At 68.7% G+C, this 23,347-nt stretch carries 19 protein-coding genes, 1 tRNA gene and 1 other RNA gene; 12 read left to right on the top strand and 9 right to left on the bottom strand.

Going from position 1 to position 23,347, the window contains the following annotated elements; genetic code table 11:
- Window position 1 precedes the first annotated feature (1 nt).
- Window positions 2-805 carry a hypothetical protein gene (locus tag CBOVI_RS07970; protein WP_043360865.1) on the top strand — a complete coding sequence of 268 codons (804 nt, stop codon included), beginning with the start codon at window positions 2-4 and terminating at the stop codon, window positions 803-805.
- Window positions 806-818: 13 nt separating this feature from the next.
- On the opposite strand, the gene CBOVI_RS07965 is transcribed toward CBOVI_RS07970, so the two are convergent.
- Complete coding sequence (locus tag CBOVI_RS07965; RefSeq protein WP_010266700.1) at window positions 819-2,534, bottom strand: HNH endonuclease signature motif containing protein; 1,716 nt, start codon at window positions 2,532-2,534, stop codon at window positions 819-821.
- A gap of 567 nt (window positions 2,535-3,101) precedes the next feature.
- Here CBOVI_RS07965 and ssrA point away from each other — a divergent pair.
- From ssrA to CBOVI_RS07940, 5 genes are all read left to right on the top strand, one after another.
- Window positions 3,102-3,473, top strand: a transfer-messenger RNA (tmRNA) gene (ssrA, locus tag CBOVI_RS07960).
- Window positions 3,474-3,672: 199 nt separating this feature from the next.
- On the top strand, window positions 3,673-4,092 hold the full coding sequence (locus tag CBOVI_RS07955; RefSeq protein ID WP_232625931.1) for a DUF4442 domain-containing protein: 420 nt from the start codon (window positions 3,673-3,675) through the stop codon (window positions 4,090-4,092).
- A gap of 113 nt (window positions 4,093-4,205) precedes the next feature.
- On the top strand, window positions 4,206-5,918 hold the full coding sequence (pgm, locus tag CBOVI_RS07950) for a phosphoglucomutase (alpha-D-glucose-1,6-bisphosphate-dependent) (RefSeq protein WP_010266706.1): 1,713 nt from the start codon (window positions 4,206-4,208) through the stop codon (window positions 5,916-5,918).
- Between the two features lie 263 nt (window positions 5,919-6,181).
- Entirely contained in the window at window positions 6,182-6,916 is a 735-nt protein-coding gene (locus CBOVI_RS07945) for a DsbA family protein (RefSeq protein WP_010266709.1), read from the top strand.
- Between the two features lie 237 nt (window positions 6,917-7,153).
- Window positions 7,154-7,229, top strand: a tRNA-Ala gene (locus tag CBOVI_RS07940).
- Window positions 7,230-7,289: 60 nt separating this feature from the next.
- On the opposite strand, the gene CBOVI_RS07935 is transcribed toward CBOVI_RS07940, so the two are convergent.
- The 7 genes from CBOVI_RS07935 to CBOVI_RS07905 form a co-directional block, all read right to left on the bottom strand.
- The gene (locus CBOVI_RS07935) at window positions 7,290-7,442 is read right to left on the bottom strand and encodes a hypothetical protein (RefSeq protein ID WP_010266712.1); all 153 of its coding nucleotides are present in this window, start codon (window positions 7,440-7,442) and stop codon (window positions 7,290-7,292) included.
- A gap of 549 nt (window positions 7,443-7,991) precedes the next feature.
- Window positions 7,992-8,723: an ABC transporter ATP-binding protein gene (locus CBOVI_RS07930; RefSeq protein WP_083825998.1), complete on the bottom strand. Its 732-nt coding sequence runs from the start codon at window positions 8,721-8,723 to the stop codon at window positions 7,992-7,994.
- 3 nt (window positions 8,724-8,726) lie between these two features.
- The gene (locus CBOVI_RS07925; protein ID WP_010266721.1) at window positions 8,727-9,506 is read right to left on the bottom strand and encodes an ABC transporter permease; all 780 of its coding nucleotides are present in this window, start codon (window positions 9,504-9,506) and stop codon (window positions 8,727-8,729) included.
- Window positions 9,496-10,443: an ABC transporter ATP-binding protein gene (locus tag CBOVI_RS07920; protein WP_043360868.1), complete on the bottom strand. Its 948-nt coding sequence runs from the start codon at window positions 10,441-10,443 to the stop codon at window positions 9,496-9,498. Before CBOVI_RS07920 ends, CBOVI_RS07925 begins: the two co-directional genes overlap by 11 nt.
- Window positions 10,443-11,411, bottom strand: a complete 969-nt coding sequence (locus CBOVI_RS07915) for a hypothetical protein (RefSeq protein WP_183273631.1) — start codon at window positions 11,409-11,411, stop codon at window positions 10,443-10,445. Before CBOVI_RS07915 ends, CBOVI_RS07920 begins: the two co-directional genes overlap by 1 nt.
- 25 nt (window positions 11,412-11,436) lie before the next feature.
- A complete protein-coding gene (locus CBOVI_RS07910; protein WP_010266728.1) occupies window positions 11,437-12,567 on the bottom strand; it encodes a ThiF family adenylyltransferase in 1,131 nt (376 codons plus the stop codon).
- A gap of 1,133 nt (window positions 12,568-13,700) precedes the next feature.
- Window positions 13,701-15,077, bottom strand: a complete 1,377-nt coding sequence (locus tag CBOVI_RS07905; RefSeq protein WP_010266734.1) for an MFS transporter — start codon at window positions 15,075-15,077, stop codon at window positions 13,701-13,703.
- A gap of 599 nt (window positions 15,078-15,676) precedes the next feature.
- Between CBOVI_RS07905 and CBOVI_RS07900 the strand changes: the two genes are divergently transcribed.
- Entirely contained in the window at window positions 15,677-16,393 is a 717-nt protein-coding gene (locus CBOVI_RS07900; protein WP_125187267.1) for a vitamin K epoxide reductase family protein, read from the top strand.
- Between the two features lie 111 nt (window positions 16,394-16,504).
- Here CBOVI_RS07900 and nadE read toward each other — a convergent pair whose 3' ends face one another.
- A complete protein-coding gene (nadE, locus tag CBOVI_RS07895; RefSeq protein WP_010267788.1) occupies window positions 16,505-17,470 on the bottom strand; it encodes an NAD(+) synthase in 966 nt (321 codons plus the stop codon).
- Window positions 17,471-17,694: 224 nt separating this feature from the next.
- On the opposite strand from nadE, the gene ykgO reads away from it, so the two are divergent.
- The 5 genes from ykgO to nrdE all read left to right on the top strand — a co-directional run bounded on the left by ykgO (window position 17,695) and on the right by nrdE (window position 23,151).
- Window positions 17,695-17,817 (top strand): type B 50S ribosomal protein L36, encoded by a 123-nt coding sequence (ykgO, locus tag CBOVI_RS07890; protein ID WP_006839679.1) that lies wholly within the window; start codon window positions 17,695-17,697, stop codon window positions 17,815-17,817.
- Between the two features lie 617 nt (window positions 17,818-18,434).
- On the top strand, window positions 18,435-18,665 hold the full coding sequence (nrdH, locus tag CBOVI_RS07885; RefSeq protein WP_010267776.1) for a glutaredoxin-like protein NrdH: 231 nt from the start codon (window positions 18,435-18,437) through the stop codon (window positions 18,663-18,665).
- 126 nt (window positions 18,666-18,791) lie between these two features.
- Window positions 18,792-20,339 carry an MFS transporter gene (locus CBOVI_RS07880; protein WP_010267774.1) on the top strand — a complete coding sequence of 516 codons (1,548 nt, stop codon included), beginning with the start codon at window positions 18,792-18,794 and terminating at the stop codon, window positions 20,337-20,339.
- Between the two features lie 3 nt (window positions 20,340-20,342).
- A complete protein-coding gene (gene nrdI / locus CBOVI_RS07875) occupies window positions 20,343-20,789 on the top strand; it encodes a class Ib ribonucleoside-diphosphate reductase assembly flavoprotein NrdI (RefSeq protein ID WP_010267773.1) in 447 nt (148 codons plus the stop codon).
- A 193-nt stretch (window positions 20,790-20,982) separates the two neighbouring features.
- Complete coding sequence (gene nrdE, locus CBOVI_RS07870; protein ID WP_010267772.1) at window positions 20,983-23,151, top strand: class 1b ribonucleoside-diphosphate reductase subunit alpha; 2,169 nt, start codon at window positions 20,983-20,985, stop codon at window positions 23,149-23,151.
- The last annotated feature ends 196 nt before the right edge of the window (window positions 23,152-23,347 follow it).

Raw genomic sequence — 23,347 nt, 5'->3', positions numbered from 1 at the left:
CGTGTTGGAGTCCTGGAGCCTCGACCACGCGACCCTCGGACGTATCGACCTGCACGTCGGCACCAGTGCCGAACTCAGGGACGTCGATCCGGACTTCCCGGAGGCATCGGACACCCACATCCTCGTCCTCCGTGACGGTGAGGTGACTGCCCGCATCAAGCACGTCATCAACCAGAAGGTCCCCCTGGACCCCGAGGTCGACACGAAGGGGTTCGCCAAACAGGGCCGCGGCCGGCCGTTCCTCGACATCGAGGTGGGCTTCCTCGGTCGCTGGGTCCGGGAGGTGCGGTTGCGGGACGACGACGGCGTGGTCCTCGTCGAACCCCCGGAGGGGTCGAGGGCGTGGTCGCGGTACCGGGAGATGGAGGCGTCGCCGTGGAAGCGGGTGGCGTACCCGTTGGCGGCCGGGCTGGGCAAGGGCGGGTGGGCGTTGTTCCTTCTGGTGGTGCTGCCTGTCCTCCGCGTGGTGTCCGAGGCCGTGCACCGGTGGCTGGCGCCGCTGGTGCCCGACGTCACGTTGCCGCAGATCAGGTGGCCTTCGATCCCGTGGCCGCACATCACGTGGCCCTCGATCCCGTGGCCGCACATTCCCTGGCCGGACATCCCGTGGCCGGAGTGGACGGCGCCGGGCTGGGTGCAGCTGCTCGTGGAGTACGAGCGGGTGTGGGTCCCGGTGGTGGTGGGCGTCGTCATCGGTGTGCTCTCGTTGCGCAGGCACAGGCAGTCCCAGGCGCGGAAGCGGGAGTGGGACGCGGGCGCCGGCGAGCAGCACCGACCGGACGTGATCGAGGGCGAGCAGGACTGACCGGTCGCGGGCGTCATCGTGCGCCACCTCCCACCGGTTCGGTCGCTTCGCCCGCGCGGATGCGGGCACCGGCCGCAGCCAGGGCTGTCGGCGAGGTGTTCGGCCGTGGTCGTCTCCCCGGGTCGTGGCCGGCCGGGGGAATCCAGACGGGTTCCCCTCCGGGGCCGATGTCGGCGTATCCGCGGGTCGCCCGCGAGCGTGAGTCGTCGTTGTCGACGTGGTGCCGGGGGCAGAGCAGGAGCAGGTTCTCCACGTCCGTCCGCCCGCCGGCGATCCAGGCCCTCACGTGGTGCGCCTGGGTCCGGGAGGCCGGTTCCTCGCATCCCGGGTGGGCGCAACAGCCCTGGTAGGCGAACAGTGCGGCGCGTTGCCACGCGGTCGCCAGCCGCCCGTTGGTCCGGAGTTCGACGACCCGGCCGTTCCCGTCGTGAATCGCCTCGAGCCACTGCGTGGTCAGCCCGACGGACACGAGTTCCGCCCAGCTCAACGTGTGACCGGTGGAGGTCAGCAGCAGCGGCCGGGTCGGCGCGGTGACGGCCTCGGTGAGTTCCCGGCGGGTCGTGGACACGAGCAGGGAGGCGACGGGTCGAGACTCCGTGGTGTCCGCCGCCCCCGCGCGGCACGCCCGCACGATCGCGTCCGCCCACCGCTGACCACGGTTCCGCAGGTCGCGGTTGTGGTCGCGGCCGTGGTTCCCGGGGCCACGGGTGCCGGTCCCGTCTGCCGGGGCCGTGGTGCCGGCCCCCGCGTCACCCGCGCCCGCACCGCCCGCGTCACCCGCGCCCGCGTCACCCGCGCCCGCACCGCCTGCCGCCGGCCCCGGCGCCATACCGGACCCGGGTGCGCCGGCGGTGGCCAGGAACGCGGTGACGACGGCCATGAGGTGTTCAGGCAGGCTGAGCGTCAGCCGCTGCATGCCGTCCGACCCGGTGCGGCTCACGCTGCAGGTGCGCTTCCGGGTCGCCTCGATGAGATCGCGCGGTGCCTCCCGGTTGGCTCCGTCGACAAGTCCCCGCGCGGTACGGCGGTTGCCGGTCGCGCCCGGGGCCGCCGATCCGGGCGGCACCGGGGCGGTTGCGCTGTTCAGCACCCGGGATACGACGTCCTGCGTGCTGAGCCGCGCACCGCGGACGAGCCGACACGTCTCCGCCGCCGCCCCGGCGAGGGTGGCGATCCCCACGGGGACCGCCCGGCTGGTTCCGTCGAGAACCCTCCTGTTGGCGAGGACGGTCGTGGCCGTGTTCCTCTCCCTGAGCGCGTTCTCCTGCCGGGCCTGCTCGAGTGCGGCCTCCCGCGCGGCCTGGAGGTCCTCGTCGGGCGCGTCCTCGGGGAGGGCCACCGGTTGCGGGTCGACCGGCTTCATGAGCAGGTCACGGGCGCGCAGCCGTTCGTTCGCCTCCCGGACGGACAGCCCCAGCGACTCCACGAGGAAGTCCACCGGCTTCGACGAGCCCTGCCGGTCCGCGGCCCGGGCGCGCACCACGAGATCGGTCGTCCGCAGGTCCACGACCGCTTTCGCCGTGACCACGTGTTCCAGGCGGATGATGTGCGACAGCAGCGCCGGGGCGTCGGCGACGGACAGATCACCGAGGTCGGCGAGCATCCGTAGTCCCGTCGCGACCAGCTCCACGCCCTCGGCGAACCGTTGCGTGGTGGTCGTCGGCGTGTCCACCGGCGCGACCGTCTGTTCCGTCCGCTCCGTGCGTGTCCGCCGGATCTGCTGTGACATCGTGCCCCTCCTTCCCCGTTCCCGCCTCGTGCCCCGCGGCGCCGCCCTCTACCGGCCCCGGGTCCCCGTTCCCGTCGGTCTGCTGCAATGCTACTGCACTCGCGCCGGATGTGCAAATATGTTCGACGCCCATCGCCCGGCACGTGCTCGCTCATGCTGCTGTTGTTGCAGGTGGAAGGGGTTAATTCGGGGGTGAGGAAGGGATTGTGATGTCGATCATATACATCATTACCTGGGGATTCCGGCCTGACGGGCGGGGATGGTGGTGGGCATGGTGGTGGGGGAGCTGACGGTCGGGGATGGTGGCGGGAAGCTGACGGGCGGAGATGGTGGCGGGGAGTTGACGGGCGGGGGTGCTGACGGGAGGGAGCTGACGGGCGGGGGTGCTGACGGGAGGGAGCTGACGGGCGGGGATGGTGCCGGGGAAGGGGGAGGCGCCCGCCGGCCAGGGATCTGCGCCCACCCCCCGAAAAGCCCGTCTACCGCCACCCACCGGGCCGGTTGCGTGTCGTCGTCCGGAGGGAATAGACTGACTCATCCTGCCGAGTGCTTTCCGCGGCAGGTGACGGGGCCGACATGGTTTCGACTTCGTTGATTGAGCCAGGGGAAGCGTGCCGGTGCAGGCTGGAGACCACCGTAAGCGTCGCAGCAACCTGATAAGCGCCGAGAACACTCAGCGCGACTACGCCCTCGCTGCCTAAGCAGCGACGCGTGTCTGTCGGCCCGGGTACGTCCCCGACCCGGTCACCGGCATCGTTCAGGGGACTCGCCGCGCGGCTGCGCCGTCTGGGCCGCGCGGGACATCTGCAGGCGGCTGGGCTCATCGTCCGGGCTGGTCCGCGTGACCCGGAGAGCCGAGCAGGGATGGAGCGGACTGCGCACGGAGAAGCCCTGGCGAGGTTGCGAAGGACCCGGGTTCAATTCCCGGCGGCTCCACTGACAGCCCCCCTGACCGGCACGAGGTCAGGGGGGTTTCGACGTTCCGGGGTAGGGGGAGGCGGGGAGGGGTGCCCCGCCGGTCACGCCCGCCCGCTCCCATCGCCCCACGCCACCCCGCCGCCCCCACGCCACCCGTTGCCCCCGTCACACCCGTTACAGTTGTGACATGGCTTTCACTCCGCGTCAGTTACGCGTGCTCATGAGAATCTGGCCCCCGTACCTCGGCGCCGGGGTCCGGCTCCGGGAGTTCGCCGATGACGGCTCGCGGGTCGTCGTCACGCACCGGCTCAACCGTGTCACGGCGAACGCGCTCGGTACGGTGTTCGGCGGCACGATGTTGTCGATGACCGACCCGTTCTACGTGCTCATGGGGATGCAGCGGCTCGGATCGGACTATCGCATCTGGGACACGGAGACGCAGATCGCCTTCGTCAAGCCCGGCCGCGGCCGTGTCACGGCTGTGATGGAATTCCCGGACGAGGTCGTCGAGGAGGTGCGCCGCGAAACCGCCGGGGGTGAGAAGTACCTCCGCTGGTTCGAGTCGTCCATTGTCGACGACGACGGCTCCACCGTCGCACGCCTCCGCAAGCAGGTCTACTTCCGCCGCCGCACCCGCTGACCACCCCACCCCATCCCGACTGTCCACAGCCCCCGCACCCCTCCCTCGCGCGGCAGCCGACTCTGGGGCACCCTGGAGGTGTACCGACCGCCCCGACGAAAGGCCAGACCTCCATGCACCCCAGGGCCGGAACCCCCGCGACCGCGGACGATCTCACCGACATCGACGCCCTCCTGCGCGCCTACACCGACCGGCACCCGGACCCGTCGGACCCGGACCAGCGGGTCGTCTTCGGTACGTCGGGTCACCGCGGGTCGTCGCTGACGGGCGCGTTCACGGAGGACCACATCCTCGCGACGACGCAGGCGATCGTGGACCACCGGCGGGAGCAGGGGATCACCGGGCCGTTGTTCATCGGCCGGGACACGCACGCGCTGTCGGAGCCGGCGCACATGACGGCCCTGGAGGTCCTGGCCGGTAACGGCGTGGAGGTGTACGTCGACTCCCGGGGGTCCTGGACCCCGACCCCGGCGGTGTCCTTCGCGATCCTCGAGTACAACCGGCGGCTCCCCGGCGGCCCGACGGGCACGGATGCGGGGCGGGCGGACGGGATCGTCGTCACGCCGTCCCACAACCCGCCGCGCGACGGGGGGTTCAAGTACAACCCGCCGACGGGCGGTCCGGCGGGGTCGGACGCGACGTCCCGGATCGCGGACCGGGCGAACGCCTACCTGGAGCGGGGGTTGGAGGGGGTTCGACGCGCACCCGTGCCGGAGGCCGTGGCGCTGGGGCGGGCGTCGGGCGCCGGTGCGGACGGTGACGGCTCGGGGGCCGGGATCCGCCCGCACGACTACCTGGGCACCTACGTGGACGCGTTGCCGCAGGTGGTGGACCTGGACGCGGTGCGGTCGGCCGGGGTGAGGATCGGCGCGGACCCGATGGGCGGGGCGAGCGTGGACTACTGGGGGCGCATCGCGGAGGTCCACGGGCTCGACCTCACGGTCGTCAACCCGCAGGTCGACCCGGCGTTCGGGTTCATGACGCTCGACGCCGACGGGGAGATCCGCATGGACTGCTCCTCGCGCTGGTCGATGGCCTCGCTCGTGGAGAACCGGGGTTCGTTCGACATCGCGACGGGCAATGACGCGGACTCGGACCGGCACGGCGTCGTCACCCCCGACGGCGGGCTCATGAACCCGAACCACTACCTGTCGGTGTGCGTGGACTACCTGTTCCGTCACCGCCCGGACTGGCCGGCGGACGCGGCCGTGGGGAAGACCGTGGTGAGTTCGTCGATGATCGACCGGGTCGCGGAGGCGGCGGGGCGCCGGCTCACGGAGGTGCCCGTGGGGTTCAAGTGGTTCGTGCCGGGGCTCGTCGACGGGTCGGTCGGTTTCGGCGGTGAGGAGTCCGCGGGGGCGAGTTTCCTGCGCCGGGACGGGTCGGTGTGGACGACGGACAAGGACGGCATCATCGCGGACCTCCTCGCCTCGGAGATCCTCGCGGTGACGGGGGAGAGCCCGTCGGCGGCGTACGCGCGGCTGGAGGAGCGGCACGGCCGGGCGTACCTCGACCGGGTGGACGCGCCCGCCGACCGGGAGCGCCGGGACCGGTTGCGCGCCCTGTCCGCGGCGGACACGGGCCTGACGGCCGGGTCGGACGAGCTGGCGGGGGAGACCGTCACCGGGGTGCTCACGGACGCCCCCGGCACGGGTGCGGCGATCGGCGGTGTCAAGGTCACGACGGAGAACGCGTGGTTCGCCGCCCGCCCCTCCGGGACCGAGGACAAGTACAAGATCTACGCGGAGTCCTTCCGCAGTGAGGGGCATCTGCGGCAGGTGCTGGAGCAGGCGCAGGGCATCGTCGACGGCGTCCTCGGCGGGTGACCGCCCGGGCCGGGAGGCTGGCAGTCCGCTGTGTCCGGCGGGACGGACCTTCAGGTTTCCTGGGAGCCTGCCGCGAATGCCCCGCCAATCTCCGGCGATCTGCGGTTTCCTCCGGCCCCGGGATGGTCCCCGGACCGTGCATGAGACTAGTCTGAGAGACGATTTTGTCGGACTTTTGTACTCGTCGACCGCCGACGTCCGCCCCCGGGCGGACTGGCGACCGCCACCGGTCGGGTGTCGACGCGACGGGAAGGAACACAGCAGTGAGTCAGAAGATCAAGGCGCCGAACGAGAAGGGGGCGGGCGGATTCCTCTGGGGCGTCGTCGCCATCATCGTCATCGCGGCCGTCGTCATCGCGTTCGTCGTCTGGAAGGGCAGCTCGAAGAACGCCGACGCCCTCGCGATCGGGCAGGACGACGTCGACTTCTCCGTGACCGCGCAGGACAACAAGGTGACCCTCAAGAGCGACAAGGTCGCCAAGGACGCGCCGGTCGTCGACATCTACGAGGACTTCAGCTGCCCGCACTGCGCTGACCTCGTCACCGCGGACAACGAGGACATCAAGCAGGCTGTCTCCGACGGCAAGATGACCGTCAACCTGCACTTCCTCAACTTCCTCGACGGTGGCAAGCCCGGGTCCTCCACCCGTGCCGCCGCCGTCGCCACGGTCCTCGCGGAGAACAACCCCAAGGCGTTCTGGAACATGCACGCCAAGGCCTTCCTCGATCAGGACGAGGTCGCCCGCCAGTGGGGCTGGGAGCAGTTCGCCGACTCGCTGAAGGACTACAACCTCGACGACTCCGTCATCAACTCCATCCGTGACGGCTCCGTCCAGAAGAAGGGCGAGGATGTCGCCGCGGCGAACACCGAGGAGCTGAAGCAGAAGGCCGGCAAGGTCTCCGCCCCGGTCGTGTACGCCGACGGCAAGGAGGTCCAGCTCAAGCGCGGGGAGAACGGCAAGCCGTCCTCCTGGGTCTCCGACGTCGTCAAGGGCTGAGCCCGCCCCGCCGGCACCCGGTCCGGTGCCGCCGGCACCCGGTCCCCCGAGGGCCCTCCGCCGGCCCGGACCTCGACCGGCCCGGACCTCACCCGGCCCGGACCGCAATCGCCGCCCACCGCCCCGGAACCGCCGAATTGGTGAATGACCTGGGGATTTGTTCCCCGTTCCGGCGGCGGTGTACGGTGTAGATCGTTCGCACGGCAGCCGGGACACGCTCCCGGAAGGTCATGCAACGGGGCTATGGCGCAGCTGGTAGCGCACCACACTGGCAGTGTGGGGGTCACGGGTTCGAGTCCCGTTAGCTCCACCATCAACGACAAACCCCCGGTCTCAGCGACCGGGGGTTTTCGCGTGTCCGACGAGCAGTGCGTCAGAGGATGTCGTCGGTGTCCGTCCGGCGACGGATGACGAACACCCCCACGAGGGCGAGGACCACGGCGACGCCCGTCGTCAACCAGGAGACGCCCAGCGACGAGGAGGAGGACATCCCGACGCTGTTGCCGCAGATGCAGACGAGGATCACGCCGGTGATCAGGCACCCCAGGGGGGGAGCGCCACCACATGCCGATGCACCCGGACAGGACGGTGAGCGCGAGCGACAGGATGGCGGTGCTGACGGAGGCGCCGAACGCGTAGACGAGCGCCTCGGCCAGCGGCATGTCCGGGATGACGGCCCACGCCTGCTGCGCGAGGATGAAGACGATGATGCCGGCGACGGTGCCGACCGCCGCCATGCCCATCGCGATGAGGGCGGCGAGTGTCTTGGCGGTGAAGAGGGGCGAGCGGCCGTACGGGTACATGTAGAGCGCGATGCGCCGGTCGCCGACGTAGTCGGCGATGACGGACCGCGCGAACACCACCGCGCCGGTCACCGACACGACGCCGAGCGTGACGGTCAGCGACAGGTTCACGACGAGGTGGTAGTCGAGGAACGCCGCGGCGTCAGGGTCGGAGTCCGCCCTGCTGATGGCGCCGAAGAAGTAGAGGAACAGCAGGACGGGGACGAAGCCGGCGAGGAAGAGGTAGACCAGGGTCGACCGGTACTGCTTCAACTCTGTCGCGATCATGGTTTTCACTGGTGTCCTCCTGTGGTGGCGGCCCGGTAGGCGTCGTCGAGGGAGCCGGGACCCTCAGCGGGCATGGTGGTGAGGTCGAACTTCCGGCCCAGCTGGCCCCGGTGCATGATGTAGGCGGTCCGGGCCATGAGTGAGATGTCCGACCGGACGTGGGTGGACAGGATGACGGCGTGGCCCTGCGCGGCGATCTCGGTGAGGATGTCGTTCAGGCCGTCGACGGCGTCCCGGTCCAGGCCGTTGGTGGGTTCGTCGAGAATGAGCAGCGACGGCCCGTGGGCGAGGGCGCGGGCGATGGACAGTCGCTGCTTCATGCCGAGGGAGAAGCTGTTCACGGGGAGGTCGGCGGCGTAGTCGAGGCCGACGCGCCGCAGCATCGGCTCGACCGGGTCGTCACCGGTCCGGCCCATGAGCCGCAGGTGGCGCTCGAGCACCTGCCGGGCGGTCGTGCGCTTCGGGACCTCGAGCGGGCCGATGACGACGCCGATCCGGGGCAGCAGTGTGGTGCGGGTGGCGGTGGTCAGGGGCTGGCCGTCGACCAGGACGGTCCCCGACGTCGGCTGCACGAACCCGCACACGGTCTTGAGCAGTGTGGTCTTTCCGGCGCCGTTCGGTCCGATGAGGGCGCACACCTCCCCGGGGAGGATCTCCATCGTGGTGGGGTGGACGAGAACTTTTCTGCCGTGGCTCTTCGCCAGGCTCTGCGTACTGAGAATCGGGTATCGATCCATCGGTTATTTTCTCCTTGACAGTGCCGCGAGGCACAGAACGTAGGCGACGACGGTCCAGACGACGATGACCGACACCGGAGCGAGCGGGACGCCGTCGGTGGGGAAGGAAAAGTGTCTGATCACCCTGCTGACCGGAACGAACGGCAGGTACCCGTGCACGGTGACGAGCCACCCGGGCAGCCGGTCGGAGGGGTAGACGATCGGTGAGAAGAGCAGGGACCCGATGAGGATGACCTGGGTCGCCAGGGAACTCGCGTCCGCGGGAAGCCAGAACGTCAGGGCGTACCCGATGAGCAGCACGGTGACCTGGCAGGCGAGGATGACGGGAACCACGGTGAGGGTGACCGTGATGTACCCGGAGAACCGGAGTTGCGCGGCGACGATGCCGGACACGATCCCGGGCAGGGCGATCACGAGCCAGACGAGGACGTCGGACATGAGCAGCGCGGACCGGGGGACCGGCAGGGTCCTCTGATAGTCGAGCAGCCCCTCCACCTTGGACACGCTGAGCAGCTGCGGGGCCAGCACGCAGCCCACCGCGAGCGTGCACAGCGTCCACGTCCCGGTGGAGACGTACCGCGCGGTCGTCTCGTCGACGGCCGGGAGCATGAGGGGGATCCCGTAGATCACCGCCACGGAGAACAGGACCTGGACCGCCGCGACGACGGGGAGGAAGTACGCGTGCCGGATCACACTCCACCGCACGAGCGCCAGCCAGCTGGTCACCCACCGGGTCCGGGGGAGCGGGTCCGCGGGGACGACGGTCACCGGGTCAGTGGTCATCGGTGAGCCTCCGGTAGGTCGATTCGAGCGAGGTGGACGCGGGGGACACGCTGTACCCGTCCGCCTCCCCGGAGCGGACGAGGGCGGTGGCCCAGGTGGTCGCGGTCCCGAGGTCGGCGGGCTCGACGTCGACGACGAGCCCGCCGTCGTCGGTGTGGCACGAGCCGCCCCAGGACGCGGGTGCCCGGACCGTCGGGTCGCGGGTCCGGACGGTCATGCGCACCGACCGCGGGTCGCTGTCGGCGGCGAGCTCCGCCGACGTCGTGTCCAGGCGCACCCGGCCGTGGTGGAGGAGGACGGCACGGTCGGCCGTCTCCTGGACCTCGTTGAGGTTGTGGGTCACGACGATGACGACGTGTCCGTCGTCCGCGAGGGCCCGCAGGTGTCTCCACACCAGGGGCCGGCGGGTGGGGTCGACGTCGTTCGTCGGCTCGTCGATGAGGAGCACCGGCGGCGGGGCGATCGTCGCCATCGCGAAGCAGGTCAGGCGGCGGATGCCGCCGGAGAGCCGGTCACCGCGGGTCGAGGCCCAGTCCCCGATGTCGAGCGCGTCGACGAGCTGCCCCGCCGCGCGCCGGGCCGCGGGTCCGCCGTACCCGCGGATCCGCCCGATGGACGTGACCGCCTGGAGGGGGGTCACCCCGGTCAGCGGTGTGCCGGCCTGCGGCATCATGGCGGTCACCGTCCGGGCGAAGGACGGGTCCCGCGTCAGGTCACGGTCGCGGTACCGGATGCTGCCCGAGTCGGGGGCGACCAGGCCGGACATCTGGCCGAGCAGGGTGGTCTTGCCCGCCCCGTTGTGGCCGATGAGCGCGATGACCTCGCCGGGGGAGAAGGTCAGGGTGATGCCGTCGTTCGCCGGCGTGGTCGACCCGCGGTAGGTCTTACGGATGTTCTTAAGGCACACTGCATCGTTGGCAGTTTTGGTGATAGCCATCAAGGTTTCCCTTCCATGAATCCCAGCCGCGAATACGGTGCCAACATGCGTCGCATTAAGGGGGCGCGATGTCGGATGCCAGCTTTCCTATTGATCATTCTAAGTGCGGGCCGAACTATCCAGTAGAAAATTGAGGAAACCTCTATAAGTCTACCGATAGCCTCGAGTGTGAACCATAGCTTAACTTCGCGAGGTGCTGACGCCAGCGACTTTGTTTTAGCGAAGTCCCTACATTCGGCCGCGATATCCGGGTTGTCAATGAGTAACATCGCAATATGCCGTCCGTCGCAGTTCCGGTGGAAGCGGAGTTGGAGTGACAAGCGTGCTGCAGTCATCGACGACGCAACTGACAACAGACTGGATGGTTTACGTTTGTTCAACAACTCCAGGGCTGCCAAGCTGGCCAAATCGATAATAATCCCGGAACTAACGGCAGTCAATCGTTCACGAACTCCCCAGGTCCAGACATGTGTCAGTGACGTTGTTGCCGTACCCTTCAATACGGAAACGTGAAGGGGGTTTTTCCCGCTTCTCCATGCGGCACCAAAATATATGTGGGAGGCCTCGTGGGGGATAGATCCCAACACGCCGCTAGCGACTGCAGACAATAAAAAACGAACCACTGATGCAGGCGCTTTTCCTGGACCTGAAAGAGGTTTACGCCGTAACGTGATGAAGTGCTTTGTCAACGTCAGCACGGACAGCCTGCCGATGGTCCAGAGAGCGGGAGTTGAAATCGTCCCGAGAGGGATGTCGTCCGCTGTCGGGATGCTCGGGCAGGTGGTCGCAGAATCCGCAATGAAGCCCGATTCCCGTAGTAAGTCGAGAGAAAGCTCGCAGGAGTCAATCTCGCCGTGGATCATCTCGTCCTTTAATTCTTCAGTCATTACGAGCGGGGCTGATCCGTCGGCCACGACTACCCAACTTCCCGACCGCAGCTTTCGTGCTGACACGGGTTTCAGATTCACGATACGCCTCCTTCCGTTGTGTGCCTTATCCATAAAGTGAGAAAATCGGCCACTGCGACTCGTCGCCGGCTCCGCACGTTGGGCAAAGGTCGGCGAATCGGGGCCAGGAAGGGTGTTGTGATTGCGACCCGTCTTCGTAATCAACCTCTAGTTGGAGTCCATGTGAGCGCGGAGGAGCATAGCTTGTTATCGTCCGCACAACTTCGTCGACGATCGTAGCGCTTAGCGTGAACATCGCAGGTCCGTAGGCGATCGATGGCGGATCGAACTTAGATTCCGCAAATCCCTCAAACTGGCTCAGGAACTGGGGGTCGCGCTGACTGTAGTGAATGTTCAAGCAGTCAAAGCATCCCGTTTCTTCCGGAATGATTGTGAATACTCGTCCGTGGCTCACCTGCGAAGCGCCGTAAACGCACGGCTTGCCGGCCAGGATGCAGGCCTTGTTTACGATGCGTTGGGCCTTGAAGGGGGGTTCGTCGATTGCGCAAATCGCGATATCGTTGTCGTGGAGGAGGTCTGTGACTTGGCTCGGCGATTCGATTTTTTCGTTCACCGCGTGAAAGGCAATGTTTGAGTTCATCTCCGCCAGTGCGTTTGCTGCGGCTGTAGTCTTGAGTGTCCCGATGTCATGCTCGCGGTAGATAAATTGACGACCAAGATTCCCTTCCTCGACACGATCGTAATCGACTGCGGTGATCGACTTGGGTTCGATGCCGGCCAGCAGGGTCAAGATATTGGATCCGCCTCCGCTGAGACCCAAAAGAAGAACATTTGTGTCTTTGATGGCATTTTGAACGTCATATTTAGACTTCTCCGGGCTGGAGAAATGGCTAAAATAGCTGATGTTAGGCTGTAGGCGTGCGCCAAAGATTCGACTAGGTCCGCTGCCGTCTTCAACAAAGCCCTCGTTGTGAAGCAGGTTGATCCCGTCAAGGACATCGCCTTCGTCAAGGTCCGGGAATCGACCTGTCATTTCCTGCACGATCTCCGCTGTTGTCCGTCCGTCCATGATGGAGACGAGAGTCCACAGGGTTGCGTCTGGGTCGTGGAACTCCGCCGTGATACCGATCTGGGCGCCAATGCGGAACGTTTCGCTGTCGAGCCTGTATACGGGATAGATTGGTTTTATAGTGGGGCGACTGGAAGATTCAAACATTTGATACCCTTTTTCAACTTGGCCTTAAAACGGTTCGAAAGTCACGGAGTCCCGGTGATCCGTACGCAGTATGGATCACCGGGTCTCTCTACCTTCTGTTGGTGCGTCAGAAGACGATCCAGTGGACGGTTGCCTCGAGCTTGTCAGCTCGGCGAACGGTGACGTTCTTCATCTTTTTCACCTCCTGTCGTTGGTGTTCTGGGGTGGGTTGGGGGAATTCCCTGCGATCAGGATAGCGGACCTGAAGCCCGCGGTCTAGGGTCTTGGGCGATTATTTCCAGATGCTTATAACGTCAGTCGCTCAAAGAGAGAGAGGTGTCACTATGTCTATATTGGTACTTCTCCGTTCGGCATTGTGGCCAGTTGTTTTCGTCCCTAGGTTCGACTTTTCTTGTGGGGCCGGCGTGGGGTGTCCCGTAAAAGGGAGGGTGCCGATCCTATAAAAATGTGCCCCCATGTGGGGGTGTATCGTTGGTGGCGTGCTGTACTCGGTTGTCTGACCTGTCGATACAGGGCAGTGCTTGAGGGGGGGGATGTGCCACTGGGCTTCTCGCCTGGCCGAACACCTTCTGCTTGTCGAGGGCGTGTTGACAGTGAGGCTCGTCACGCTGTCAGCTGAGTTCGCCTGTCTGGTCTTCCGCGCGTGGCGAGGGGCGCCGAGCGGAGCGTCTTCGCAAGGCTCTGATCTGAGCCTCTGCTGCGACCATGTATCTACGGCCCTGTGGGCATTTCTCTACCTCGGGGGCCAATTGCGGCTTGAGGCCTTGTGTAGCTGTTCAGCCTTCTAGGCCAACCCGGGGGAGCAGCCCCCGGGAACTCTCACCATCCGCGCGCCCGACGGCGCCGGCGGGCGGGACCGGGGGAGCGCGGAGGCGGGGAGAGGCGGCGTCGTGAGTGACTCATCCCCCGGGTCACGTTGTCTCTCTCCCCGGAGACCGGCCCCCGGGCACCTGCCCGCGGAGCCGGCCCCCGGGCCCCACCCCTCAACCCGACCCCGGGTCCCCGGCGAAGCCCCCCAGCCCCGCCCCCGGTCCCGGCGGGTCGAGCCCCCCGGAATCCCCGCCAATGTCCCCCGGCCCCCGCGGGTTTCCCCGGCCCCCGCGGGTCAGCGTCAGCGGCTCAGCCTCCGCGACTCAGTTGCCGCGGAGCGTCTCGATGTCGACGGGCCCGTCGACGGGCATCGTCTCGAGGTCGTACTTCTCGTTCGCCTCGACGTTCTCCACGACCCCGCGGACCTCGTGCTCGTGGTCCACGACCGGCATGGAGCCGATGAGGTTGCGGCCGGAGGACTCCTTCATGCAGTACACGCCGATGCCGCCGACGATGCACGCGAAGATGATGTAGTACGCGCCGGCCATGTCGGAGCCGATGATGCTCTGCAGGGCACTGATGACGAAGCCGGTCGTGCCGCCGAACAGCGCCACGGCGATGTTGAACATCAGGCCCATCGCGGTGTAGCGGCTCTCCGTCGGGAACAGCGACGGCAGGGCCGACGCCTGGACGGACACCTGGAACATCATGATGACGCCGATGATCATGAGGCCGGCGAGGGTGGACCACGTGTGGCCCATCATCATGAGCATGAACGCCGGGATCGCCAGGATCACACCCGCGACACAGCCGGTGAGCATGACCGGGCGCCGGCCGACACGGTCGGACAGCGCGCCGAACAGCGGCAGCGCCACGGACACGATGATGAGCACCGGGACGAGCAGCGCGTTGCCGTGGAGCGTGTCGTAGCCGAGGGAGTCCGTGAGGTAGGTCGGCATGTAGGTCGTCAGGGCGTAGCCGACGACCTGCGCGCACATGACGAGCCCGGAGCCCATGAGGATCTGCGGCCAGAAGGTCTTCACGAGGTAGCGGACCTGGGCGACCATGCCCTCCTCGGGGGCACCGCCGGCCTGGGCCTTCTTCTCCTTGTCCTCCTGGTTGGCCTCGAAGGTGTGGGACTCCTTGATGTGGGAGCGCATGTACACGCCGACCAGGCCGAGGGGGAGGGCGACGAGGAAGGGGATGCGCCAGCCCCAGGACTCCATCTGGGCGTCGTCGGTCAGCAGCTCGACGACGGTGACGAGCGCGGCGGCGGCCGCGAACCCGAGGTAGGAGCCGAAGTCGAGGAACGAGCCCCAGAATCCGCGGCGCCGGTCGGAGGAGTACTCCGCGATGAACGTCGCCGCGCCGGCGTACTCGCCGCCGGTGGAGAAGCCCTGGATGAACTTCAGCAGGATGAGCAGCACCGGGGCGGCGATGCCGATCTGCGCGTACGTCGGCAGCACACCGATGAGGAACGTGCCCAGGGACATCGCCACGATCGTGAAGGCGAGGATCCGGCGGCGGCCGATGCGGTCGCCGAGGGGGCCGAGGATCAGTCCGCCGAGGGGCCGGACCAGGAAGGTCACGGCGAGGGTGGCGAACGAGGCCAGCTGGTCCCACGGGGACGGCAGCGGGAAGAACAGGAGTGAAATGTAGGTCATGACGTAGGCGAAAATGCCGATGTCAAACCACTCCATGAAGTTTCCCAGGAGGGTTGCCCGGAGGGCTTTTTTCATTTCGTCCTGGTCGACGACATGGATGTCCTCTTCGCGGAGGACTGAAGCACTTTTGTGGCTTCGTCGCATGGAATTTCCTTCCGGTTCGGGAACCGTGACGACAATAGCGGTTCTGCGGCCGTCTGTCATGAAATGCGGTTTTCCGAGGGGAGACGACGGCACGCTTCGGGCGGGGGTCGCAGACGCGATACCGGCGGCGTCCGGGTGGGGTGGCGGCCCCGGCCGGATCGCGGTCCGGGCGCAGGTCAGCGCGGGGTCGGCGGCGGTGCGGCCGGGCGCTCCGGGGCGCGCCGCTGCGGCGGCGGGGGTGCCGGGGGAGGGGGACTCTGCTGCACCGACATTGTTGACATGTCAGCTTTCGGTGCGGGCGGGCCGGTCGTACAATGTGGGGCGGCGTCCCCCGGGCGCGGGCACCGGCCGGTCGGCCGGGTCCCCGCGCCGCGCGGGCGACGCCACGCGACGACCACACACACCAGCGGGGCGCGGGCGCGGCGACCCGCACGGGTCGCGGCGGACGACGCCTCCCCACACACCCTGTGAAGGACTCCACCATGTCGGGCATGACCGCAGCCAGCACCCCGGGCGGTGACACCGCCGTGACCGCCGTGACCGCCGCGTCGGGCGGACCGGCCCCCGGGACACCGTCCGCCGCCCGGACCGCCGCGACCGGCGCCGCGGCCGGCGCCGCCCCCGACGGCCGGTGGGGCGGCAGCGCCCTCTACGGCGTGTGGATCACGCTGCTCGGGGCCGTCGGCCTCATCTTCTCCGCGGTCATCATGGTGGAGAAGATCCACATGATGCAGGACAGCGGCTTCGTCCCGTCCTGCACCGTCAACTCCGTCATCGCGTGCGGTGACGTCATGGCCTCGGACCAGGCGAGCGCCTTCGGGTTCCCCAACCCGATCATCGGGCTCGTCGGCTTCCCCGTCGTCATCACCGTCGGCATGGCGCTGCTCGCCGGCGCCCGGTTCCGGCCGTGGTTCTGGTGGGGCTTCACCGCGGGCCTGACCCTCGCGGTGGTCTTCGTGCACTGGCTGGCCTACCAGGCGGTCTACGAGATCGTCGCGCTGTGCCCCTGGTGCATGATCGTGTGGGCGGTGACGCTGCCGCTGTTCGTCACGACGCTCGTGCACGTGGCCCGCGAGCGGCGCCGGGCGGCGGGGGAGGAGCCGGTGCGGCGCAACGCCCTGCCCGCGCTCGTCGTCCTCGTCTGGTACCTCGGCTTCGCCGCGCTCATCATCCAGCAGTTCGGGTCGGACCTCTTCGCGTCGTCCTGACCCCGGACCGGGGTGGGGGACGGTCGTGCCGGGCCCCCGCTCAGCGGGTGCGTCGTCCCGACCCCGGGTGAGTCGTCCCGACCCCGGACCCCGTCGGCCCCGCGACCCCCGTCAGACCTGGTGCGCCCACCACGTGTCGTGCGGGGCGACGGGCATCGCGCGCTTGTGGCGGCTGACCCGCCACAGGTGCTCGATGCGGGCGGCGGTCCCGCCGTCGATGTCCGCGCCCTCGAGGTAGTCGTCGATCTGCGTGTACGTCACGCCGAGCGCCTCCTCGTCGGGCAGTGCCGGGCGGTCGTCCTCGAGGTCGGCGGTCGGAACCTTCGTCCACGTGGACTCCGGGGCCCCGAGCTCGCGGAGCAGCGCCGCGCCCTGGCGCTTCGTGAGACCGGCCAGGGGGGTCACGTCCGCGCCGCCGTCGCCGAACTTCGTGTAGAAGCCGGTCACGGCCTCGGCGGCGTGGTCGGTGCCGACGACGAGCAGCCCCCGCTCGCCCGCGAGCGCGTACTGGGCGATCATCCGCTGCCGGGCCTTGACGTTGCCCTTGTTGAGGTCGGACAGGCGGTCCACACCGAGCGCGGCCGCGACGTCCGCCGCCGCGGCGTCGGCGGCGGGGCGGATGTCCACGCTCACGGTGCGGTCCGGGGCGATGAACCGGAGGGCGGTCTGCGCGTCGTCCTCGTCGGCCTGCTCCCCGTAGGGCAGGCGCACGGCGATGAACTCCACGTCGCGCGCGTCCGGGTGCCCGGCGTCGGCGGTGCCGCGCAGCTTCTCGACGGCGAGCTGGCAGAGGCGCCCGGCCAGCGTCGAGTCCTGGCCCCCGGAGATGCCGAGGACGAACCCGCGCGTGTGGGAGGCGAGGAGGTAGTTGGTGAGGAAGGTCACCCGGCGCTCGATCTCGGCGGCGGGGTCGATGTGGGGTTCGACGCCCAGCTCGTCGATGATCGTCTCGCGGAGGGGGCGGGCCGGTGCGCCGGCTCCCGGGCCGCCGGGGGAGGCGGTGGTGCCGGTGGTACCGGTGGAGTCCCGGTCGTCGGAGGGGTCGGAGGGGTTCGTGGTGGTCGGCGGCGTCGTCATGCGGCCGATCCTACCGGCCGCGGCGGCGCCGACCGGCGTGGGCGCTGCGGCCACGTTTTGGTCAGGCCCGTGGTCGCGGGCTATGATGACCGCTTGTGTCATGGTCAGTTCGGCCCGGACGTCGCCCCGCGATGCCCCCGGAGCGTCCCGGACGTGGCCGCCAGGTTGCCTGGCAAGTCGTGTGAGGCAACTCCTGTCCACCTGAAGGAAGAAAGGAGCGCCCGATGAAGGTCCGCAAGTCCCTTCGGTCGCTGAAGAACAAGCCGGGCGCTCAGGTTGTCCGCCGCCACGGCAAGGTCTACGTGATCAACAAGCGCGACCCGCGCTTCAAGGCCCGCCAGGGCTGAGCGGCCCAGGCCGCGCCGGGGCCCCGCCCCTGACCGACCCTCCCCCGGGATCTCCGTCCCGGCCGGGAGGGTTTCGTCTGTCCGGGGTCGGTGCGGGGGGTGGGGAGGCGGCGCGGCCGGGGACCGCCGCGGGCCCGGCGAGGGGGTCGGTGCGGGGGGTGGGGAGGCGGCGCGGCCGGGGTCCGCCGGGGTCCTGCGCAGACGTCGAGGTCAGCCTGTGCAGCCGACCTTTCCGGGGGTGTGGCGCGACGGACATCCCTGGAATTACATCCATGTTCCCCCGGTCCCTAGATGTAGTGCCACGCTTCCCGGCCACCAGCGAATTCCCGTAATGTAACTACTACATATAGTGTTTTGACCAGGATCACACCCCAAAATGTTGGGTTCCCGGAGCTTGCCGGGACGGTGTCTGACTGTGTAGTCTCGGTCAGGTCAGCGCGTCCTGCACGGGTCGCCGGACGGGCCGGGGAACAGGCCCGACCGCCATCTCAGGGAACAGCCGGGACGCGTCCGTACCAGCTTCACGATCAGCCACCGTCACCACGGGTACCGTCGCGTCGAGCGCGGTCCTGCACCCCGACACCGACACCCACAGCCCCACTCCAGGAGTCCTCCCCATGATCACCGTGTACACCAAGCCCGCCTGCGTCCAGTGCAACGCCACCAAGAAGGCCCTCGACCGCGCCGGTCTCTCCTACGAGCTCGTGGATATCAGCATGGACGACGAGGCCCGGGACTACGTCATGGCCCTCGGTCACCTCCAGGCCCCGGTCGTCGTCGCGGGGGAGGAGCACTGGTCCGGTTTCCGCCCGGACCGCATCCGGCAGCTCAGCGCCGCGGCGGCCTGACCGGCCCCGTCGTCACCGCCGGGGGCGTGCCCCCGGCCCCGCGCCCCACCATCGCGCGCCCCTCCCGTCGTCCGTCCCCCGTGCCTTCGCCTTCTTCCACCGACATCCTGCGTGAGGTGTGCAGCCATGGCCTTCAGGTCCGTCCTCGCGGACACGACCCCCCTGCGGTACCCGAGGTTCCGCCGCCTCTGGACGGCGAACATCATCACCGTCATCGGGGCGCAGCTCACCATCATCGCCGTCCCCGCACAGATCTACGTCATCACCGGCAGTTCGGCGTACGTCGGCCTCGCCGGGGCGTTCGGCCTCGTGCCGCTCATCGTCTTCGGCCTGTACGGCGGGTCGCTCGCGGACCACATGGACCGCCGCCGGCTGCTGCTGTTCACCACCAGCGGGCTCATCCTCACCGCCGTCGCCTTCTGGGCGCAGGCCGCCGCCGGGGTGGGGAACGTGTGGCTGATCCTCGGCATCTTCGCCGTGCAGCAGGCGTGTTTCGCCGTCAATCAGCCGGCGCGCACGGCCGTCATCCCCCGGCTCGTCGGCGTCGAGAACATCGCCGCCGCGACGTCCCTCACCATGACCGTGCAGCAGGCCGGCGCGATCGTCGGCCCGCTCGTCGGCGGCGCGCTCATCCCGTTCGTCGGCTTCGCCTGGCTCTACCTCGGTGACGCCGTCGCCCTGTTCGCCACCCTGTGGGCGGTGATCTCCCTGCCGCCGATGCGCCCGGGGGAGGGCCCGGACGGTGCGGGGGCCGCGGGGTCCCGGCGGGAGGGGGACGACGCCGCCTCCCCGCGGCGCGCCGGTCTCCGCAGTGTCCTCGAGGGGGCCCGCTACCTCGTGACCCGCCCGGTGCTCCTCGTGAGCTTCGTCGTCGACATCATCGCGATGGTCTTCGGCATGCCCCGGGCCCTCATCCCGCAGATGTCGACCGTCGACTTCGGCGAGCCCGCCGGGGGCGGCCTCATCTACGCCCTGCTCTTCGCGGCGCTGCCCGTCGGCGCGGTGCTCGGCGGCGTGTTCTCCGGGCGGATCACGCGGATGCGGCGGCAGGGTCTCGGCGTCACCGTCTCCGTCGTCGTGTGGGGGCTGGCGATCGTCGTCATGGGGCTCGCCGTCACCGCCGCCGACGGGGTGGTGGGGGTGTGGGCGGCCGTCGCCCTCGTCGCCTTCGCCGCGGGTGGCGCCGCCGACATGGTCAGCGCCGTCCTCCGCTCGGCGATGGTCCAGGAGACCGCCGACGACGAACTGCGGGGCCGGCTCCAGGGCGTGTTCATCGTCGTCGTCGCCGGCGGGCCGCGGCTCGCGGACATCCTCCACGGGTGGGGCGGCACGACCTTCGGGGCCGGGCCGACGACCGCGGCCGGCGGCGTGCTCGCGATCGTCGGCACGCTCGTGGCGGTCGCCCTCGCCCCGGCCTTCCTCCGCCACCGCGCGCCGTCCGCGGGGAGGGTGGCGTCGTCCTCCCCGGGGACCCCCACCCCCGGCGACGGCGACCGTCCCGCCCCCGGCGACGGCGACGACCGGCACCCGGCACCGTCCGCGCACCCGGCACCGTCCGGCGCGGCGGACACCACCACCGACCGGACCACCGAGCAGACCACCGAGCAGACCACCGCCACACCCACCACACCCACCCGTGCCGGGTCGACCGGCCCCGAGCGGAAGGACAGCTGACCGATGCACGTCGTCTACTTCTCCTCGACAACGAACAACACCGCGCGCTTCGTCGCGAAGCTCGGTCTCCCCTCCAGCAGGATCCCCCTGCTCCGGACGGAGGACCCGCTGACCGTCGACCGCCCGTACGTGCTCGTCTGCCCCACCTACGGGGGAGGGGCGTCGATCTCCGGCGACCTGTCGCGCCCGGTGCCGAAGCAGGTGATCCGGTTCCTCAACGACGAGGGCAACCGGCGTCTCCTCCGGGGGGTCATCGCCTCCGGGAACGTGAACTTCGGCGCGGACTACGGCAAGGCGGGGGAGGTCATCGCCGCGAAGTGCGGCGTGCCGTACCTGTACCGCTTCGAGCTGCTCGGCACGCCGACCGACGTCGAGCGGGTCCGTGAGGGACTCCGGGAGTTCGAGGACGCGCTCCGCGCGGAAGGGCGGTGGACGACGACCGCCGCCTGACCCCGCCCGGCGCCGCGCCCACCCGACGACAGACCACCCGACAACCAGACGACAGACCACAGACCACCCGACAGACAGACACCGGTCACCGGACCACAGACCACCCGAGACCGGACCACAGACCACCCGAGACCAGACCACAGACCACCCGACAACCGGCACACGAAGAGTGCCCCCCAGGAGAGGACCCGTCATGACCGAGACCGCACAGGGAGTCGGCCGCAGCGTCGCCGAGCCCGTCCAGCCCACCGAGCAGCTGGACTTCCACGCGCTCAACGCCCTGCTCAACCTCTACGACGACAACGGCAGGATCCAGTTCGACAAGGACCGCGAGGCCGCGAACCAGTACTTCCTCCAGCACGTCAACCAGAACACGGTCTTCTTCCACGACCTCGAGGAGAAGATCGAGTACCTCGTGGAGAACCGCTACTACGACCCCGAGGTGCTCGAGCCCTACGACTTCGCGTTCATCAAGAGCCTGTTCAAGCGGGCCTACGCCCACAAGTTCCGGTTCCGGACCTTCCTCGGGGCGTACAAGTACTACACCTCGTACACGCTGAAGACCTTCGACGGCCGCCGCTACCTCGAGCGCTACGAGGACCGCGTGTGCATGGTCGCCCTCACCCTCGCCGCCGGGGACACCGCCCTCGCCGAGCGGATCGTCGACGAGATCATCGAGGGCCGGTTCCAGCCGGCGACGCCGACGTTCCTCAACTCCGGCAAGGCCCAGCGCGGCGAGCCGGTCTCCTGCTTCCTCCTGCGCATCGAGGACAACATGGAGTCCATCGGCCGGTCGATCAACTCCGCGCTCCAGCTGTCGAAGCGCGGCGGCGGCGTCGCCCTGCTGCTGTCGAACATCCGCGAGCACGGCGCGCCGATCAAGCACATCGAGAACCAGTCCTCCGGCGTCATCCCCGTCATGAAGCTGCTCGAGGACGCGTTCTCCTACGCCAACCAGCTCGGGGCGCGGCAGGGCGCCGGCGCGGTGTACCTCAACGCGCACCACCCGGACATCATGCGGTTCCTCGACACGAAGCGGGAGAACGCGGACGAGAAGATCCGCATCAAGACCCTCTCCCTCGGCGTCGTCATCCCGGACATCACCTTCGAGCTCGCCAAGCGCGACGACGACATGTACCTGTTCTCCCCGTACGACGTCGAGCGCATCTACGGCAAGCCCTTCGCGGACATCTCCGTCACCGAGCACTACGAGGAGATGGTCGAGGACCCGCGCATCCGCAAGCGCAAGATCAACGCCCGCCACTTCTTCCAGACCCTCGCGGAGATCCAGTTCGAGTCCGGGTACCCGTACATCATGTTCGAGGACACGGTGAACCGCGCGAACCCCATCGAGGGGCGGATCACCCACTCCAACCTGTGCTCGGAGATCCTCCAGGTCTCCACGCCGAGCGAGTTCAACGAGGACCTCACGTACTCGCGGATCGGTGACGACATCTCCTGCAACCTCGGGTCGCTCAACATCGCCGAGGCCGTGGACTCCGGCGACTTCCCGGCGACGATCGAGACCGCCATCCGCGCGCTCACCGCCGTCGCCGACCAGACGTCCATCGACTCGGTGCCGTCGGTGCGCCAGGGCAACGAGCACTCCCACGCCATCGGCCTCGGCCAGATGAACCTCCACGGCTTCCTCGGCCGGGAGCGGATCCACTACGGCTCGGAGGAGGGGCTGGACTTCACCAACGTGTACTTCGCCGCGGTGATGTACGAGTGCCTCCGCGCGTCGATGACGCTCGCCCGCGAGCGCGGCACCCGGTTCACGAGCTTCGAGACGTCCGACTACGCCTCCGGCGCGTTCTTCGACCGGTACGACCCGGCGGACTTCGCCCCGCGCACCGACCGGGTGCGGGAGATCATCGAGGGCTCGACGATCCACGTGCCGACCGCCGAGGACTGGGCGGCGCTGAAGAAGGACGTCGCCGAGCACGGCCTGTACAACCGGAACCTCCAGGCCGTCCCGCCGACGGGGTCCATCTCCTACATCAACAACTCCACATCCTCGATCCACCCGATCGCCTCCCGGATCGAGATCCGCAAGGAGGGCAAGATCGGCCGCGTGTACTACCCGGCCCCGTACATGACGAACGACAACCTCGAGTACTACGAGGACGCCTACGAGATCGGGTTCGAGAAGATCATCGACACGTACGCCGTCGCGACGAAGTACGTGGACCAGGGCCTGTCCCTCACCCTGTTCTTCAAGGACACGGCGACGACCCGCGACATCAACCGCGCGCAGATCTACGCCTGGCGCAAGGGGATCAAGACGATCTACTACATCCGGCTCCGCCAGACCGCGCTCACGGGCACGGAGGTCCAGGGCTGCGTCAGCTGCATGCTGTGACGGTCCGGGGCGCGTGAGCCCGGGGCCGCGCGGAGCGCGGCCCTGCCTGAGGTTCGCCTCCGGCCGCGGGGGAGCGCGGTCCTGCCTGAGATCCCCCGAACACGGGAAACCGCCCGCCCCGACGTCGGTGACGTGGGGCGGGCGGTTCGTCGTTCATGCACCGCGTGTGGACCGGTGCCCGGCCGGGGCCGGGGGG

The sequence above is a fragment of the Corynebacterium bovis DSM 20582 = CIP 54.80 genome (genome assembly GCF_030408615.1).
Classification (GTDB): Bacteria; Actinomycetota; Actinomycetes; order Mycobacteriales; family Mycobacteriaceae; genus Corynebacterium; species Corynebacterium bovis.
Note: the sequence above shows the minus strand (reverse complement) of the source record. Positions and strands in the feature narration are given on the sequence as shown.